General features: G+C 66.5%; 15 protein-coding genes. 7 read left to right on the forward strand and 8 right to left on the reverse strand.

Annotated elements, in window-relative coordinates; all coding sequences use genetic code 11:
• Window positions 1-55 precede the first annotated feature (55 nt).
• The 3 genes from aceA to QCE69_RS05265 all read right to left on the reverse strand — a co-directional run bounded on the left by aceA (window position 56) and on the right by QCE69_RS05265 (window position 4164).
• Window positions 56-1363, reverse strand: coding sequence for an isocitrate lyase (gene aceA / locus QCE69_RS05255; RefSeq protein WP_309915399.1), 1308 nt, complete (start codon window positions 1361-1363; stop codon window positions 56-58).
• Between the two features lie 397 nt (window positions 1364-1760).
• Window positions 1761-3386: a DEAD/DEAH box helicase gene (locus QCE69_RS05260; protein WP_309929740.1), complete on the reverse strand. Its 1626-nt coding sequence runs from the start codon at window positions 3384-3386 to the stop codon at window positions 1761-1763.
• A 508-nt stretch (window positions 3387-3894) separates the two neighbouring features.
• Window positions 3895-4164 carry an acyl-CoA-binding protein gene (locus QCE69_RS05265; protein WP_309929742.1) on the reverse strand — a complete coding sequence of 90 codons (270 nt, stop codon included), beginning with the start codon at window positions 4162-4164 and terminating at the stop codon, window positions 3895-3897.
• Between the two features lie 182 nt (window positions 4165-4346).
• Between QCE69_RS05265 and tsaB the strand changes: the two genes are divergently transcribed.
• The 4 genes from tsaB to QCE69_RS05285 are packed head-to-tail and all read left to right on the forward strand — an operon-like array spanning window position 4347 to window position 7576.
• A complete protein-coding gene (tsaB, locus tag QCE69_RS05270) occupies window positions 4347-5144 on the forward strand; it encodes a tRNA (adenosine(37)-N6)-threonylcarbamoyltransferase complex dimerization subunit type 1 TsaB (RefSeq protein WP_309929744.1) in 798 nt (265 codons plus the stop codon).
• Window positions 5141-5635: a ribosomal protein S18-alanine N-acetyltransferase gene (gene rimI / locus QCE69_RS05275; protein WP_309808045.1), complete on the forward strand. Its 495-nt coding sequence runs from the start codon at window positions 5141-5143 to the stop codon at window positions 5633-5635. Before tsaB ends, rimI begins: the two co-directional genes overlap by 4 nt.
• Window positions 5622-6593, forward strand: coding sequence for a uracil-DNA glycosylase (locus QCE69_RS05280; protein WP_309929745.1), 972 nt, complete (start codon window positions 5622-5624; stop codon window positions 6591-6593). Before rimI ends, QCE69_RS05280 begins: the two co-directional genes overlap by 14 nt.
• Window positions 6593-7576 carry a DUF1853 family protein gene (locus QCE69_RS05285; protein WP_309929746.1) on the forward strand — a complete coding sequence of 328 codons (984 nt, stop codon included), beginning with the start codon at window positions 6593-6595 and terminating at the stop codon, window positions 7574-7576. Before QCE69_RS05280 ends, QCE69_RS05285 begins: the two co-directional genes overlap by 1 nt.
• An 18-nt stretch (window positions 7577-7594) precedes the next feature.
• Here QCE69_RS05285 and thiD read toward each other — a convergent pair whose 3' ends face one another.
• From thiD to lplT, 4 genes are read right to left on the reverse strand one after another with little or no spacing between them, the layout of a single operon-like run.
• Entirely contained in the window at window positions 7595-8407 is an 813-nt protein-coding gene (gene thiD, locus QCE69_RS05290; RefSeq protein ID WP_309931560.1) for a bifunctional hydroxymethylpyrimidine kinase/phosphomethylpyrimidine kinase, read from the reverse strand.
• 16 nt (window positions 8408-8423) lie between these two features.
• On the reverse strand, window positions 8424-9071 hold the full coding sequence (thiE, locus tag QCE69_RS05295) for a thiamine phosphate synthase (RefSeq protein ID WP_309929747.1): 648 nt from the start codon (window positions 9069-9071) through the stop codon (window positions 8424-8426).
• A gap of 2 nt (window positions 9072-9073) precedes the next feature.
• The gene (gene thiM / locus QCE69_RS05300) at window positions 9074-9889 is read right to left on the reverse strand and encodes a hydroxyethylthiazole kinase (protein ID WP_309929748.1); all 816 of its coding nucleotides are present in this window, start codon (window positions 9887-9889) and stop codon (window positions 9074-9076) included.
• A gap of 36 nt (window positions 9890-9925) precedes the next feature.
• Window positions 9926-11233, reverse strand: a complete 1308-nt coding sequence (gene lplT, locus QCE69_RS05305) for a lysophospholipid transporter LplT (RefSeq protein ID WP_309915426.1) — start codon at window positions 11231-11233, stop codon at window positions 9926-9928.
• A gap of 280 nt (window positions 11234-11513) precedes the next feature.
• Between lplT and alr the strand changes: the two genes are divergently transcribed.
• From alr to QCE69_RS05320, 3 genes are all read left to right on the forward strand, one after another.
• Window positions 11514-12584, forward strand: a complete 1071-nt coding sequence (gene alr / locus QCE69_RS05310) for an alanine racemase (RefSeq protein WP_309929750.1) — start codon at window positions 11514-11516, stop codon at window positions 12582-12584.
• Window positions 12585-12635: 51 nt separating this feature from the next.
• Entirely contained in the window at window positions 12636-14021 is a 1386-nt protein-coding gene (radA, locus tag QCE69_RS05315; protein WP_309900582.1) for a DNA repair protein RadA, read from the forward strand.
• 197 nt (window positions 14022-14218) lie between these two features.
• Entirely contained in the window at window positions 14219-14482 is a 264-nt protein-coding gene (locus QCE69_RS05320; protein WP_309915434.1) for a DUF2866 domain-containing protein, read from the forward strand.
• On the opposite strand, the gene QCE69_RS05325 is transcribed toward QCE69_RS05320, so the two are convergent.
• Window positions 14479-15516, reverse strand: a complete 1038-nt coding sequence (locus tag QCE69_RS05325; protein WP_309929752.1) for a CaiB/BaiF CoA-transferase family protein — start codon at window positions 15514-15516, stop codon at window positions 14479-14481. The two genes, QCE69_RS05320 and QCE69_RS05325, sit on opposite strands and share 4 nt — an antisense overlap.
• Between the last annotated feature and the right edge of the window lie 8 nt (window positions 15517-15524).

A 15524-nucleotide genomic window follows, 5' to 3' on the forward strand; every position in this document is an offset into this window, starting at 1 on the left:
TTCTTCACTACGCTCCCTGATTCAGCCTGTCACCGCGTGATGATCGACGCGAGGGTCAAGCCACCTTCTTGTCGAAGAACTGCTCGTCTTCCGTCGAGCCGTGCAGCGCGGTGGTCGATGCGTCGCGCTCGACCGTCTGCGTGACCGCGTCGAAATAGCCGGTGCCCACTTCGCGCTGATGCTTGACCGCCGTGAAGCCCTTGTCGGCGGCGGCGAACTCGGCCTGCTGCAGTTCGACGAACGCGCTCATCTGCGAACGGGCGTAGCCGTGCGCGAGGTTGAACATCGAGTAGTTCAGCGCGTGGAAGCCCGCGAGCGTGATGAACTGGAACTTGTAGCCCATCGCGCCGAGTTCGCGCTGGAACTTGGCGATGGTCGCGTCGTCGAGATTCTTCTTCCAGTTGAACGACGGCGAGCAGTTGTACGACAGCATCTTGCCCGGGAATTCCTTGTGGATCGCCTCGGCGAATTTCTTCGCGTATTCGAGGTCCGGCTTGCCCGTCTCGCACCACACGAGATCCGCGTAGGGCGCATAGGCGAGACCGCGCGACACCGCCTGCTCCAGGCCCGGCTTCGTGCGGAAGAAACCTTCCACGGTGCGCTCGCCGGTGAGGAACGGCTTGTCGTTGTCGTCGATGTCGGAGGTGACGAGATCGGCGGCTTCGGCGTCCGTGCGGGCGATCAGCAGCGTCGGCGTGCCGCAGACGTCGGCGGCGAGGCGCGCGGCCGTCAGCTTGGCGACGTTTTCGCGGGTCGGCACGAGCACCTTGCCGCCCATGTGGCCGCACTTCTTGACTGAAGCCAGCTGATCCTCGAAGTGCACGCCGGCCGCGCCGGCTTCGATCATCGCCTTCATCAGTTCGAACGCGTTGAGCACGCCGCCGAAGCCTGCTTCGGCGTCGGCCACGATCGGCGCGAAGTAGTCGAGGTAGCCTTCATCGCCGGGATTCTTGCCTTCCGACCACTGGATCTGGTCGGCGCGCGTGAGCGTGTTGTTGATGCGCTTGACGACGAGCGGCACCGAATTGGCCGGATACAACGACTGGTCGGGATACATTTCGCCCGCGACGTTGGCGTCGCCCGCCACCTGCCAACCCGACAGATAGATGGCCTTCAGGCCGGCCTTGACCTGCTGCATCGCCTGGTTGCCGGTCAGCGCGCCGAGCGCGTTGACGAACGGCTCTTCGTTGATCGACGCCCACAGCTTCTCCGCGCCACGCCGCGCGAGCGTGTGCTCCACCGGCACCGAGCCGCGCAGGCGCACGACGTCGTCCGCCGAGTAGCCACGCTTGATGCCCTTCCAGCGCGGGTCGCTTTCCCATTGCTGATGGAGTTGCTGAGCGAGTTGTTGACGTGAGGTCATTGCGTTTCTCCTTGAGATTGGAATGAACGGCGATTCGTGAAGCGGTGATTTTTCCTGGACTTGAGCTTGGTGCGCCGTATCGGGCGCTGTGTGTTTGCTCAACTCTTATATAAGAGTCTAGGCAAACGTCGCCGCGCGAAACACCCCTTGTGAGCAGAAATTGCGAATCTTTTTATTGTTTATAATCAGTAATTTAAGCTTGAGATTTCGTCATTCGGAATTGCATTTTCTATGTTGCAATGCGTAAATTTGTGCCGCGCAGCACATCTTTTGCGACACAAAAGGCCATTGCGCATCGTGAAATAAGGCGACAAGGCGAAAAAAAACCGATGCACGGGGCATCGGTTTTCTGGTGAAGCCGGAAGCGGCGCGTGGCCGCTTCCTGTCAGACGAGGGCTTAGCTGCCGCGGCGCGGTGCGCGCGGGCCGTCGTTGCGGCGTGCGCTGTAGCCGTCGCGCGAGCCATAGCCGCCTTCGCCGCGATTGCCGCCACGATAACCACCGTCGCTGTTGCCACCGCGATAGCCGCCTTCGCTGTTGCCACCGCGATAACCGCCTTCACGCGAGCCGGCATTCGGCTTGTTGCCGTAGCCGCTGGCGTTGCTCGGGCCGTAGCCTCGGCTGCTGCTGCTGCCGCCGCCATTGCCGAAGCGTCGGCCGCCACCGCCGTTGCCGCCCGGACGGCCGCGGCCGCCGCCGAACCCGCCCTTCGGCGGGCTCTTGCGCGGCTCGAAGCCGACCACGACATTCACCGGCAGCGGCGCACGCACGAAACGCTCGATGCGCTTGAGCGCGCCCATCTCGGCGTAATGCACGAGGCTGACGGCGGTGCCGCTGCGGCCCGCCCGGCCGGTGCGGCCGATGCGGTGCACGTAGTCTTCGGCAAACTTCGGCAGGTCGTAGTTGAAGACGTGCGTGATGCCCGGAATGTCGATGCCGCGAGCCGCGACGTCGGTCGCCACCAGCACGCGCACACGGCGCTCGCGCAGCGCGCGGATGGTGCGGTTGCGTGCGCCTTGCGGCAGGTCGCCGTGCAGCGCGGCAGATTCGAAGCCGGCGTCGGCGAGACGGTTGGCGATCAGGTCGGCGTCGCTCTTGGTCGCCGTGAAGACGATCGCCTGGTCCAGCGCGTCGTCGCGCAGCAGGTGGTCGAGCAGGCGGTCCTTGTGATCGCGGTCATCCACATAGTGCACGGTCTGCGCGATGTTGCTCTTCGCTTCGAGCTTCTGGACGATCTCGATGCGCTCCGGATCCTTCAGCAGGCGGCCGGTCAGCGAGCTGATCTTGCCGTCGATGGTCGCCGAGAAAAGCAGCGTCTGGCGCGAGGCCGGCGTGGCGTCGACGATCGTCTCGATGTCTTCGATGAAGCCCATGTCGAGCATGCGGTCGGCTTCGTCGAGCACGAGCATGTTCAGTTCGGACAGGTCGATACGGCCGCGCTCGAGGTGATCGATCAGGCGGCCCGGCGTGGCGACGAGAATCTCGGGGTTCTTCGCGAGCAGCATCAATTGCTGACCGTACGCGACACCGCCGAGGATGCTGACGGTACGCAGGCGGCGCAGGTGCTTGCCGTAGGTGGAAGCAGCGGTCGAGACTTGCATCGCGAGTTCGCGGGTCGGCGTCAGCACGAGCAGCTTCGGACGCGCGATCGGTTGCGGACGACGGCCGCGCGCGGCGTTCGGGTCACGCGGCGGGCGCGGTTGCTGGGCTTCCAGCTTTTGCATCTGCGAGAACTTCTCGATGGCGGGCAGCATGAACGCGGCCGTCTTGCCCGAACCGGTCGGGCTGGAGACGAGCAGGTCGCGGCCGGCGAGCGCGGCGGGAATCGCGCGCTGCTGCACGGGCGTCGGGCTGGCGTAGCCTGCGGCGGTCAATGCGGAGATGATGTCTTCCGAAAGACCGAGTGATTCGAAAGTGGAGCCGGTGGGCACGTCGGCTGCGGCGACGGGCGTGTCGGTGGTGGGGGTGAGGCCAATGTCTGCTGCGAGGTTGTCCAACGGGCTAGCGGTGAAGCTCGAAGTCATGTCGATCCTTGAAACGAGGAATAAGGCGTCGGCGCCAATCGGCATACCCAAGTCGTTGGATTCAGCGAGCGAAAAAACAGCGAGCAAATCGAAAAACGAAGGTCACTCACGCGAACGGGCGGCGAGTCTCTTTGTTAGAAGCTGTATCGGATACGGCAGGCCCGTTCGGCCGGAACCGAGCGATGGGCGCTGACGTCAGCCTGATGCATGACGGGCCGGGGACACTGACTGCGTGCAAAGCAACGCAAAACGGCCTAGCAGGGAGGGGACAGTTTCTAAACTGGATTGGAGCGAAACGCTACGATGTGCCTTGCTGCAAGAGGCCTGGCTGAAAAGCCGGGCAGCCGCCGCACGACACAGAAGCGCAAGTATATAGGAATTTGCTGCACCGCGCCAGATCATGACGCCGTTTTGGCGCATTCGCGCGCCAGGGACGGGCATGAGCAGATGCGGTGCGGTTCGTTTCGGGGAATGTTCGCGCCTGAATGACGCAGCGAGCCCCGCAGGCTCAGGTCGCTTCGCCGCGTTTCAACGATTCGACGAGTTCGACGTAGCGCGCCTTGGCTTCGTCGGCGGGCGTGCCTTTCAGCGCTTCCCACGCTTCGAACTTGAACTTGCCGGCGATATCGGTGAAGCCGGGCTTTTCGCCCTGGATGTCGCCGAGGCTGCCTTGCTTGAAGAGCGCATACAGGCGCAGCAGCGTGAGATTGCCGGGCCGCTCGGGCAACTCGGTGACGTCGGTTTGGGCCTGCGCGAATTGCTGCTCGATCTCGGTCATGCGTGCTCCATTCGGGTTGAAAAGGCTGCGGTCGATCTTAGCAAGCGCCACGCGCTTTGCCTGTCGAGGCTTTCTTCGAACCGGGCACGCCTTCCAGACGCGCGCGCCTCCTGTCGTAAGCGTCGATGGCGCGAAACCGGTGCAGGTGTCGCATTACAATACCGGCTATGACACGCACTGCCATGCCCACAGCCACACGCACAGTCCTGCTGGCTCTCGACACATCGACCGAGTTCTGCTCAGTCGCGCTGTTACTCGCCGATTCCGCTTCTCCTTCCCCTGACACCGCCATCCCGTCCGTCGCGCCGCAGTATGTGAGCGGCGCGGTGCGCGCCTGGTTCCGCCACGAGGCCACCGGCGCGGTGTCCAGCACCCGCCTGCTGCCCGCGGTGCGCGAGCTGTTCGATGACGCGGGCCTCGCACTCGCCGATTGCGGCGCCATCGCGTTCGGCGCGGGTCCGGGGTCGTTCACCGGTCTGCGCACGGCAACGGGCGTCGCTCAGGGGCTGGCGTTCGGACTGAATGTGCCGGTGGTGCCGGTGAGCACGCTGCTCGCCTGCGCCGAAGCGGCGCGCCTGCACGATCCCGCCGCGCCGCAGCGCGTGCTCGCCGCGCTCGATGCGCGCATGGACGAGGTCTACTGGGCCGACTACGCCTACGACGCCGCGTCGGACGAGTGGCGCACGCTGCATCCGGCCGCGCTCGATGCGCCCGGCGCGCTCGCGCTGCCCGATGTGCCGTTCACGCTGGCCGGCAACGCCGCGGCGGCTTTTAGCGAGCGGCTGCCGGCGCTTGCCGCCGCCGCACACGTGGATCGCGAGGCGCTGCCGCATGCGTTGCCCGTCGCGCTGCTCGGCTTGCGGGCGTGGCGCGCGGGCCGTACCGTCGCACCCGAACACGCGGCGCCGGAATACGTGCGCGACAAGGTCGCGCAGACCACGGCCGAGCGCATGCGGGCCCGCGAGGAGGCGCTGCGGTGAGCGGCGTGCTGCTGGCGGACCGGTATCTCACGCCGATGACCGAAGCCGACCTCGACGAAGTCGCCGCGGTCGAGAAACTCGCCTATGAGTTTCCGTGGAGCCGCGGCAATTTCCAGGATTCCTTGCGCAATGGGTATTACGGCGTCTGCCTGCGGCATGTGACGGGCACGCTGATCGGCTATTGCGTGCTGATGCCGGTGGTCGACGAGATGCATCTGCTGAACCTGTGTGTCGCGCCGGCGGCGCAGCGCGCGGGCGCGGGGCTCACGCTGCTGCGCGAGGCGGTGCGCATCACGCGTTCTGAAAAGCTCGAAGGCGTGCTGCTCGAAGTGCGGCCGTCCAATCCGCGCGCCATCCAGCTATACGAACGCTTCGGCTTTACCGCCATCGGGCGCCGCAAGAACTATTACCCCGCGCGGCATCGCTCGCGCGAGGACGCAATCGTCATGCGTCTGTCGTTTTCGAAGGAGAGTGCGCATGGCGCTCGATGAATCGCTGATCGAAGAACTCGGAATCGGGCCGGTGTGGGTCCGGCGCGCGGCGGCCAAGGCGCCCGCAATGCAGGCGGACGCGCCCGAAGTGCAAGCAACGGCTGCGGGGGTTGCGGAAGCGCCGCCCGTCACGGATCGAAGGGAAGTGCATGCCGCATCGCCCTTGCCGGCCTCACGGCCCGAAGCCGCGCAACCGAAAGCCGAGCGGCCGGAAGCGCCGTCCGCTTCCGACCTCCCGCCGCTCGACGCCTACGACGATCTCCCCTGGACCGACGAAGCGCCCGCCGCCCCCGAACCCGCGCTGGCCGACGCCCCCGGCGACCTCGACATCGCCACGCTCGAATGGGATGCGCTCGCCGACCGTGTCTCGAACTGCCAGCGCTGCCGTTTGTGCGAGCGGCGCACGAACACGGTTTTCGGCGTCGGCGATCGCGAGGCGGACTGGATGCTGATCGGCGAGGCACCGGGCGAGAACGAGGACAAGCAGGGCGAGCCGTTCGTCGGCCAGGCGGGCAAGCTGCTCGACAACATGCTGCGCGCGCTCACGCTGTCGCGCGTGTCGAACGTCTATATCGCCAACGTCATCAAGTGCCGTCCGCCCGGCAACCGCAATCCCGAGCCTGATGAAGTCGCGCGCTGCGAGCCGTATCTGCAACGGCAGGTCGCCCTGGTGAAGCCGAAGGTGATCGTCGCGATGGGACGCTTCGCCGCGCAAAGTCTGCTCAAGAGCGATGCCAGCATTGCGTCGCTGCGCGGGCGCGTGCACGCGTATCAGGGCGTGCCGGTGATCGTCACGTATCACCCGGCCTATCTGCTGCGCAGTCTGCAGGACAAGTCGAAGGCCTGGGCCGATCTCTGTCTCGCGCGCGCGACCCATCGCGACGCGCTCACGGCGCTCGGCGTCCAGCCCGGCGCCGGGGAAGACGCGCGGCAAGCATCGGGGAAGGGCGGCCGCTGATGGCGGTCACGGCGAGCGAACTGACGCGCCTCGTCGAACGTTTCGACGACGTCACCGTGCGCGACCTCGCCTGGCTGCTGTTCGGGCCGGATCTGCTGAGCGGCGCGGACGCGGAACTGGCACAGCCGGTCGCGTCCTCCGCCGAATACGACGCGACGCTCGCCTGGCTCACGCAACTCGACACCGCGCCGCAGAGCCTGCATGAACACGCACGCGATCCGCGCTTCACCCGTCTCGGCATCTACGCGGAAAGTCTGCTGCGCTACTTTCTCGTTCATGGGCCGGCGGCGCGTCTCGTCGCGGCGAACGTGCCGGTACGGCGCCAGCGCCAGACCATCGGCGAATGCGACTTCCTGCTCGAAGGCGCCAATGGCGCGAAGCTGCACTGGGAATTGGCGGTGAAGTTCTATCTGCATATCGGCGACGGCTCGGGCGACCCCGCCTCTACCGCGCGGCTGTCCGATTATGTCGGCCCGAACCTGCAGGATCGCTTCGATCTCAAGCACGCGCGTCTGCTCACGCATCAGCTCGGGCTGACCGCGCGCGCCGAATTCGCGGCGCTCGGCTTCGACGGTCCCTGGCGGGCGCAATCCTTCATCAAGGGCCGGCTCTTCTATCATGGCCTGCATGCCGAGGCGGTCAGGCCTGCGTCGGAGATCGGCGCGAACCATGTGCGCGGCTGGTGGCTGACGGCGTCGGAATGGCGGGCGGCGCGTGCCGCGTCTTCGCACGGCGAACGCGCCTGGGTCGTGCAGCCGCGCATGGCGTGGCTCGCGTCGCGCCGGATCGATGCAGCGGCCGCCGACGCGCTCGTGGCCGAATCGGACGAAATCGCCCTGCGCCTCGCTCACGCGGCGACGCCGACGATGATCGCCACCTACGCGCGCAACGAGGCGAAAGACTGGGTCGAGGAATCGCGCGGCTTCATCGTGCCGGACGGATGGCCGGACGCCGCGCGCGCCTTCGCCCGACAGGCAGTCTGACGTCAATCAGGACGCGACTCACCACCAGCGAAAGAAATGATGCACCGGCCCGACACCGTGGCCCACGTCGAGTTGCCCGCTCGCCTCGATCGCGCCGGTCAGGTAGCGCTTGGCCTCCGAGGTGGCGCTCGCCAGATCGCCGCTGTGCGCCAGCAAGGCGGCGATCGCCGACGACAGCGTGCAGCCCGTGCCATGCGTGTTCCTGAGCGGCACGCGCACGCCGCCGAGCCGCAACGCGCCATGTTCCTCGATGAGCCAGTCCGGACTTTCCGTCGAGGCAAGATGGCCGCCTTTCATCAGCACGGCCTGCGCGCCGAGCGCGCGCAGCGCTTCGCCTTGACGGACCATCGCGTCTTCGTCGGCGGCGGATTCGGTGCCGAGCAGCGCGGCCGCTTCCGGCAGATTCGGCGTGACGAGCATCGCGAGCGGCAGCAGTTCGTCGCGCAACGCGGCGACGGCTTCCGGCGCCAGCAACGCATGATGGCTTTTCGAGATCATCACGGTATCGAGCACGACATGCTTCGGCCGGTAACGCCGCAGTGCGTCGGCGACCGCGCGCACGATGCCCGCGTTCGCCAGCATGCCGATCTTGACCGCGTCGATGCGGATGTCGTCGAACACGGCGTCCAGCTGCGCGCCGATGAACGACGGCTCAGGCGCATGGACCGCCGTGACGCCGCGCGTGTTCTGCGCGGTCAGCGCCGTGATGACGCTCGCGCCGTAGGCGCCGAGCGCGGAGAAGGCCTTGAGATCGGCCTGGATGCCCGCGCCGCCGCCCGAGTCGGAACCGGCGATCGTGAGCACGTTGGGAATGGTTTGCGTGGCGGACATGTCGGACATGGCGAATTCAGGTTGGAGCGCGGGCGATCGTCGCGCGCAGGGCCGCCGCGGCTGCACGCGGATCCGCGGCCCGGCAGAGCGCCGATACCACGGCCAGGCCGGCGGGCCGGGCGCGCAGCACGTCGGCGGCGTTGTGCGCCTGGATGCCGCCGATCGCCACAGTCGGAAAACGCGCGGCGGCGCGGATGGCCGCGAGGCCGTCGATGCCGCATGGCGTGGAAGCGTCGGTCTTGGTCGGCGTCGCGTAGACCGGCCCTGCGCCCAGGTAATCGATGACGCCGGCGAGCGCGTCGGCTGCGGCGGTCTCCTCGAGATTCGACACCGACAGCCCGATCAGCGCATCCGGCCCGAGCATGTCCCGAACGACGCCGGCCGGCAGGTCGCGCTGGCCGACATGCACGCCATCGGCGCCGGCGGCGAGCGCGACATCGACGTGATCGTTGATGACGAAGGGCACGCCGTGCGCGCGCGTCAGCGGCAGGATGTCTCGCGCGAGGTCGAACCACGCGCGCTTGTGCCACTCGGGCGCGCGCAGTTGCACGAGCGTGGCGCCGCCCTCGAGCGCCGCGCGCGCGACCTGCACAGCCGCGTCGTGGCCGCCGCACTGCACCGGATCGAGCACGAGGTACAGCGACAGGTCGAAGGCGGTGCGCATCGTCAGCTCACGACGACGTCGCGCTGCACGAGCGTCTGGCCGAACGCGGCCTGATCGAGCGATGCGAGCCGGTCCAGGTACGCGACCGCGAAGCTGCCGGGCAGGGCGGCGTCGCGCGCGGCGAGTTCGCCGGCGATGGTCGAATAGGCGACGGCGGCCACCGTCGCGGCCCAGAACTCACTGGCATCGGACGCCGTGCCGACGAACGCCGCGACCGTCGCCGAGAGCGCGCAGCCGACGCCCGTCACGCGCGTCATCAAGGGCGAGCCGTTCGAGAGCGCGATCACGCGGCGGCCATCGGTCACGTAGTCGGTCTGGCCCGTCACGGCAACCACCGCCCGTGTTTTGAGCGCGAGGATCTGGGCGGCATCGAGGGCGGCGTCGGTGGCCGCGGTGCTGTCGACGCCGCGTCCACTTGCCGCGCCGCCCGACAGGCTGATGATCTCGGAAGCGTTGCCGCGGATGACGGCAGGTCTGGCATCGAGCAGGTCGAGCGCGAAATCAGTGCGGAACGAGAGCGGCCCGACCGCGACGGGATCGAGGATCCACGGCGTGCGCGCGTCGTTGGCGGCGTGCACGGCGGCGCGGATCGCGCGCGTCTGGGGCACGTCGAGCGTGCCGAGATTGACCGACAGTGCCTGCGCGATGGGCGCGAATTCCGCGACTTCCTCGCGCGCGACGACCATCGCCGGAGCCGCGCCGAGCGCCAGCAGCACGTTGGCCGTGAAGTTGGTGACGACGAGATTGGTCAGGCAATGCACCAGCGGAGCGCGCTCGCGCACACGGGAAACGAAGGCGTAGAGGTCGGCGGCGAGCATGAGGTGATGTCGATGAAGCGGCGCGTCAGTGACGCATCAGTGCCGCGCCTCGCCGATCAGCGCGACTGAATCGAACGCGCGCTGGTTGGCCTGATGCCGGCGCATCACAAAATACATCATGAGGCAGACGAACGAGCCGAACATGACGATGACGAACTGGATCGGCATGTCGAGCCAGACGAGCACCGCGTACAGGCACAGCATGACGAGCACGGAGAGGTTCTCGTTGAAGTTCTGCACGGCGATGGAATGTCCCGCCGACAGCAGCACGTGCCCGCGATGCTGGAGCAGCGCGTTCATCGGCACGACAAAGAAGCCCGACAGTCCGCCGACCACCATCAGGAACAGATAGGCGATCAGCAGATAGCCCGGGAAGTGCAGCTTGCCGAAGTAGATGCCCCAATGCGCCGGAAACAGATGGCGGGTGTAGAACGCCATCACCATGACGGCGATGCCCATCATGATGCCGACCGGCAGCACCGAGAGCGAGCGCTTGAGCGGCACGCGGGCCGCCGCCAGCACGGCGCCGACGGCCACGCCGACCGCGATGACGGCCTGCAGGATGGCCGCCTGCGAAAGCGTCATGCCGAGCGAGACTTCGGCCCATTTCAGTACGATGAATTGCAGGGTGGCGCCCGCGCCCCAGAAGAGCGTCGTGACGGCCAGCGAAATCTGGCCGAGCTTGTCGCGCCAGAGGATGAGGAAGCAGTCGGCGAAATCGGTGATCAGCTTGAGCGGGCGCGTTTCCTGTTTCGGATAGCGCGCGCCGGTGTCGGGAATGCGCAGGTTGAACATCGCGGCGATCACGTACATCAGCATGATGACGAGCATCGCGGCTTCGGCGGGCGTATGGATGCGCGGAATGTGCAGCGACAGCAGATGACTCGCGATATGCGGACTGATGAGCGCGCCGCCCATCACGGTGCCGAGGATGATGGAGCCGACCGTCGTGCCTTCGATCCAGCCGTTCGCCGCCACGAGACGGTCGGGCGGCAGGAGCTCGGTGAGAATGCCGTACTTGGCGGGCGAGTAGGCGGCGGCGCCGAAGCCGACGATGCCGTACGCGAGCAGCGGATGCGCGCCGAACAGCATGGTGATGCAGCCGACCACCTTGATGGAATTGGTCACGAACATCACGTGACCCTTGGGCCGGGAATCCGCGAAGGCGCCGACGAAGGCCGCGAGCACCACGTACGAGAGGACGAAGAACAGCTTGAGCAGCGGCGTCATCCAGTTCGGGGCGTGAAGATCTTTCAGCAGTGCAATGGCAGCGATCAGTAGAGCGTTGTCGGCCAGCGATGAGAAAAACTGCGCGGCCATGATGGTGTAAAAACCTTTTTTCATCTGATCCGAAGCTTTCCTCACTGCGGGTGATCCGCCCCGGGCACGTCGTGTGTGACCGGGCTTATGCCTTTCGAAATGGGTTGTGCGCACGGCTTTATAACACGAAAATAGATGCATTCTGACTAGCAGTAATCTCGATGACGTGCGAAATGGCACGCCCGTCCCGAAGATTCGTCATAACTTACTGATTCGCAAGGCGCCTGAGCGGCGCAGCGGGATGCATCCCGCTGGCGTATGCTCGCCGTTCCGGCCGCCTTCATTGCCTTTCAACCAGACACTCATGCCGCGCCCCCTATCCGCAACCATCCACACCGCCGCACTCGCCAACAATCTCGCCATTGCCCGGAAGTTCGCGCCGAAATCCAAGATCTGGGCCGTCGTCAAGGCCAATGCGTATGGCCATGGTCTTGCCCGGGCGTTCCCGGGATTGCGCGCGACGGACGGCTTTGGGCTTCTCGACCTCGAAGAAGCCGCGAAGTTGCGTGAATTGGGCTGGGCGGGGCCGATTCTTTTGCTCGAAGGCTTTTTCCGCCCGACTGACATCGACGTCATCGACCGCTACAGCCTGACCACCGCCATTCATTGCGACGAGCAATTGCGCATGCTGGAAATGGCGCGGCTTTCGAAGCCCGTCAACGTCCAGTTGAAGATGAACAGCGGCATGAACCGCCTGGGCTACCGGCCGGAGAAGTATCGCGCGGCGTGGGAGCGGGCGCGGGCGTGCCAGGGCATCGGCCAGATCACGCTGATGACCCATTTCTCCGATGCCGACGGCCCGCGCGGCATCACTCATCAGCTCGAGGCCTTCGAGCGCGGCGCCGAGGGTATTGCCGGCGCGCGCAGCCTCTCCAATTCGGCGGCCCTGCTGTGGCATGAAGGCGCGCATTTCGACTGGGTGCGGCCGGGCATCATGCTGTACGGCGCTTCGCCGTCGGGCGTGACCGCGGATATTGCCGCCATCGGACTCAAGCCCGCCATGACGCTGCAATCCGAGCTGATCGCCGTGCAGACGGTCGATGCGGGCAGCAGCATCGGCTATGGCTCGACCTTCACGGCGGGGCAGTCGATGCGCGTCGGCGTGGTCGCGTGCGGTTACGCGGACGGCTATCCGCGCGTGGCGCCGGAAGGCACGCCGGTGATCGTCGACGGCGTGCGCACGAAGCTCGTCGGCCGCGTCTCGATGGACATGCTCACCGTCGATCTCACGCCGTGCCCGAACGCGGGCATCGGTTCGCGCGTCGAACTGTGGGGCTCGCACTTGCCGGTCGATGACGTCGCGGCCGCGGCGGGTACGGTCGGCTATGAACTCATGTGCGCGATCGCGCAGCGCGTGCCGGTGCGCGCGGAGTGACGCGCCTCCGACAGGCAATCCGAACGACTCTAGAACAAGGCAAGGCATTACGTGGCAAAAGCAGCAAAGGCGAAGACGCTTTATACGTGTAGCGAATGCGGCGGACAATCGCCAAAGTGGACGGGCCAGTGCGCCGCGTGCGGGGCGTGGAACACGCTGGTGGAGACGGTGGAGCAGGCGCCCTCGGCGCATCGCTTCCAGGCGCTGGCGAAGAGTTCGGCGGTGCGCAAGCTGGCGGACATCGAGGCCGCCGACGTGCCGCGTTTCACCACCGGCGTCGGTGAATTCGACCGCGTGCTGGGCGGCGGTCTGGTGCCGGGCGGCGTCGTATTGATTGGCGGCGATCCGGGCATCGGCAAGTCCACGCTGTTGCTGCAATCGCTTGCCGAGATCGCGCGCGAACGGCCCGCGCTGTATGTGAGCGGCGAGGAATCCGGCGCGCAGATCGCGTTGCGGGCGCAGCGGCTGGGGCTGATCGGCGGTTCGAGCGGTGTGGGCGACCTCGCGCTGCTCGCGGAAATCCAGCTCGAAAAGATCCAGGCGACCATCGACGAGCAGCGGCCCGAAGTCGCCGTGATCGACTCCATCCAGACCATCTACTCCGAAGCGCTGACCTCGGCGCCCGGTTCGGTCGCGCAGGTGCGCGAGTGCGCGGCGCAACTGACGCGCATCGCGAAGCAGACCGGCACGGCGATCATCATGGTCGGCCACGTGACCAAGGAAGGCAGTCTCGCGGGGCCGCGCGTGCTGGAGCATATCGTCGATACCGTGCTGTACTTCGAGGGCGACACGCACTCGTCGTTCAGGCTCGTGCGCGCGTTCAAGAACCGCTTCGGCGCGGTCAACGAACTCGGCGTGTTCGCGATGACGGAAAAGGGTTTGCGCGGCGTCGCCAATCCGTCGGCGCTGTTTCTCTCGCAGCACGAGCAGAGCGTCTCGGGTTCGTGCGTGCTGGTGACGCAGGAAGGCTCGCGGCCCTTGCTGGTGGAAGTGCAGGCGCTGGTCGATACCGCCCATGTTCCCAATCCGCGCCGTCTTGCCGTCGGCCTGGAGCAGAACCGTCTGGCGCTGTTGCTCGCGGTGCTGCACCGGCACGCGGGCATTGCGTGCTTCGACCAGGACGTGTTCCTCAATGCGGTCGGCGGGGTCAAGATCACCGAACCCGCGGCCGATCTGGCCGTGCTGCTCGCCATTCACTCGTCGCTGCGCAACAAGCCGCTGCCCAAGGGGCTCATCACCTTTGGCGAGGTCGGACTGGCCGGCGAGATCCGGCCGTCGCCGCGCGGCCAGGACCGTCTGAAGGAAGCTGCCAAGCTCGGGTTTTCGGTCGCGCTGATTCCGAAGGCGAATGCGCCGAAACAGGCGATCGACGGACTCAAGGTCGTGGCTGTGGACCGCATCGAGGAAGCGATAGACCGGGTGCGCGATCTCGAATAGGACGTTCGCGTAGCGCGCGCCGTGCGGCAGGGAAACCTGCAATGATCGGGCCCCTCGTAACGCGTCGTAAAATTATCGTTGCGCAATGTAACCCAATCGAAGCGCGCTTTTCTTATCCTTCCAGAGCTACGGACCCGGCAACCTCGCTCACGCCTCTCAAGAAGCGAGGTGACTGGAAGGATCGAGAGGACCACGCTTTGAAACACCTGAAATCTACCCGGCCGAAGCCCGCGTTCCATCTGCGCGGTTGCCGTGTCTCCGCGCCGCTGCAGCAGCCGTGGGGCAGCGGCTGCAGGATCGTGGAATGGATCGACGAGAACGGCCAGATTTCGCGCCGCGCCGTTGCCGCCGACGTCACCGAAGACGAAGTGGTCGCCACCATCCGCAAGCATGTGACCGGCCGCAAGCACGTGCTGGTGGATGACGAACGCGAGCCGCGCCAGGTTCTGCCTCGCCGCTAGTCTGGCGTCTGGCGTGCTTGCGCTGTAAAGAGAGGATGCATGGCCGCTTCGGCGGGGGTGAGCACCGGCGCGACGCAGCAATCGAGCGGCTCCAGCAACGCCATCCATTCGTCTCGCGTGCGCTCGCGAAAGCATGCCGCGAGTTCCGCCGACAGTTGCGCCGCATCCACGCCGCCGATAGCCTGCCCGAGACTCCAGTGACGGCCGGCCCAGTCCGGGCGGCCGAGCGCTTCGCACAGCGTTCGCCAGAACTTCAACTCGAGCGCGCCGACGGCAATGAAGCGTTCATCGCGCGTGCGATACACGTCGTAACAGGGCACGCCACCGTTCAGCAAACCCGCGCCGGCGCGCGTGACCGAGGGGTCTTCATTGGCGAGCGCGATGTGGGCCATCACGTTGTGGGCGTGCATCGCGTGCGTCATCGATATATCGATGCGCCTTCCCGCGCCGCCGCGCGCCACCTGCCACGCTGCCGCGAGCATTTCCGTCACTGCCGTCAACGCGCCGCCGAGCAGGTCGGCCAGCTGGAAATTCGGTGCGATGGGCGTGCCGTCGCGGGCGGCTAGCTGATCGAGCACGCCCGCGTAGGCGATGTAGTTCAGGTCGTGACCGGCCTTGTGCGCAAACGGTCCCTCGGCGCCGAAGCCCGTGATCGCGCAATAGACGAGCTTCGGATTGGCCTCGCGCAGCACCTCGTCACCCACACCCAGCCGCGCCATGACCGCTGGGCGGAAGCTTTCCACCAGAATGTCCGCGTCGCGCGCCAGTTCGATCAGCCGGGCGCGACCTTCCGGCGTTTTCAGATCCAGCGTGACCTGCCGTTTGCCGCGATTGACGATGCGATAGAACGCGCTCGGCACGCCGCGCGCGCGGTCGGCCGGGCTTTGCAGCATCGTGCGCGCATAGTCGCCGTCGCCCGGCGGTTCGATCTTGAGGACGTCGGCGCCGAGTTCCGCCAGCCGCAGCGTGGCGACGGGTCCGGGCAGAAGCCGCGTCAGGTCGAGGACGCGCAGGCCGGTGAGTGCAGGCGTCACGTGGCGGG

Source organism: Caballeronia sp. LZ032, from assembly GCF_031451315.1.
GTDB lineage: Bacteria > Pseudomonadota > Gammaproteobacteria > Burkholderiales > Burkholderiaceae > Caballeronia.

Coding starts and splice junctions, on each gene's coding strand:
- thiD (WP_309931560.1), bottom strand. CDS start 8,407: ATGTCCGCCACGCAAACCATTCCCAACGTGCTCACGATCGCCGGTTCC.
- QCE69_RS05280 (WP_309929745.1), top strand. CDS start 5,622: ATGGCGCTCGATGAATCGCTGATCGAAGAACTCGGAATCGGGCCGGTG.
- thiE (WP_309929747.1), bottom strand. CDS start 9,071: ATGCGCACCGCCTTCGACCTGTCGCTGTACCTCGTGCTCGATCCGGTG.
- aceA (WP_309915399.1), bottom strand. CDS start 1,363: ATGACCTCACGTCAACAACTCGCTCAGCAACTCCATCAGCAATGGGAA.
- tsaB (WP_309929744.1), top strand. CDS start 4,347: ATGCCCACAGCCACACGCACAGTCCTGCTGGCTCTCGACACATCGACC.
- QCE69_RS05285 (WP_309929746.1), top strand. CDS start 6,593: ATGGCGGTCACGGCGAGCGAACTGACGCGCCTCGTCGAACGTTTCGAC.
- thiM (WP_309929748.1), bottom strand. CDS start 9,889: ATGCTCGCCGCCGACCTCTACGCCTTCGTTTCCCGTGTGCGCGAGCGC.
- QCE69_RS05260 (WP_309929740.1), bottom strand. CDS start 3,386: ATGACTTCGAGCTTCACCGCTAGCCCGTTGGACAACCTCGCAGCAGAC.
- QCE69_RS05265 (WP_309929742.1), bottom strand. CDS start 4,164: ATGACCGAGATCGAGCAGCAATTCGCGCAGGCCCAAACCGACGTCACC.
- alr (WP_309929750.1), top strand. CDS start 11,514: ATGCCGCGCCCCCTATCCGCAACCATCCACACCGCCGCACTCGCCAAC.
- lplT (WP_309915426.1), bottom strand. CDS start 11,233: ATGAAAAAAGGTTTTTACACCATCATGGCCGCGCAGTTTTTCTCATCG.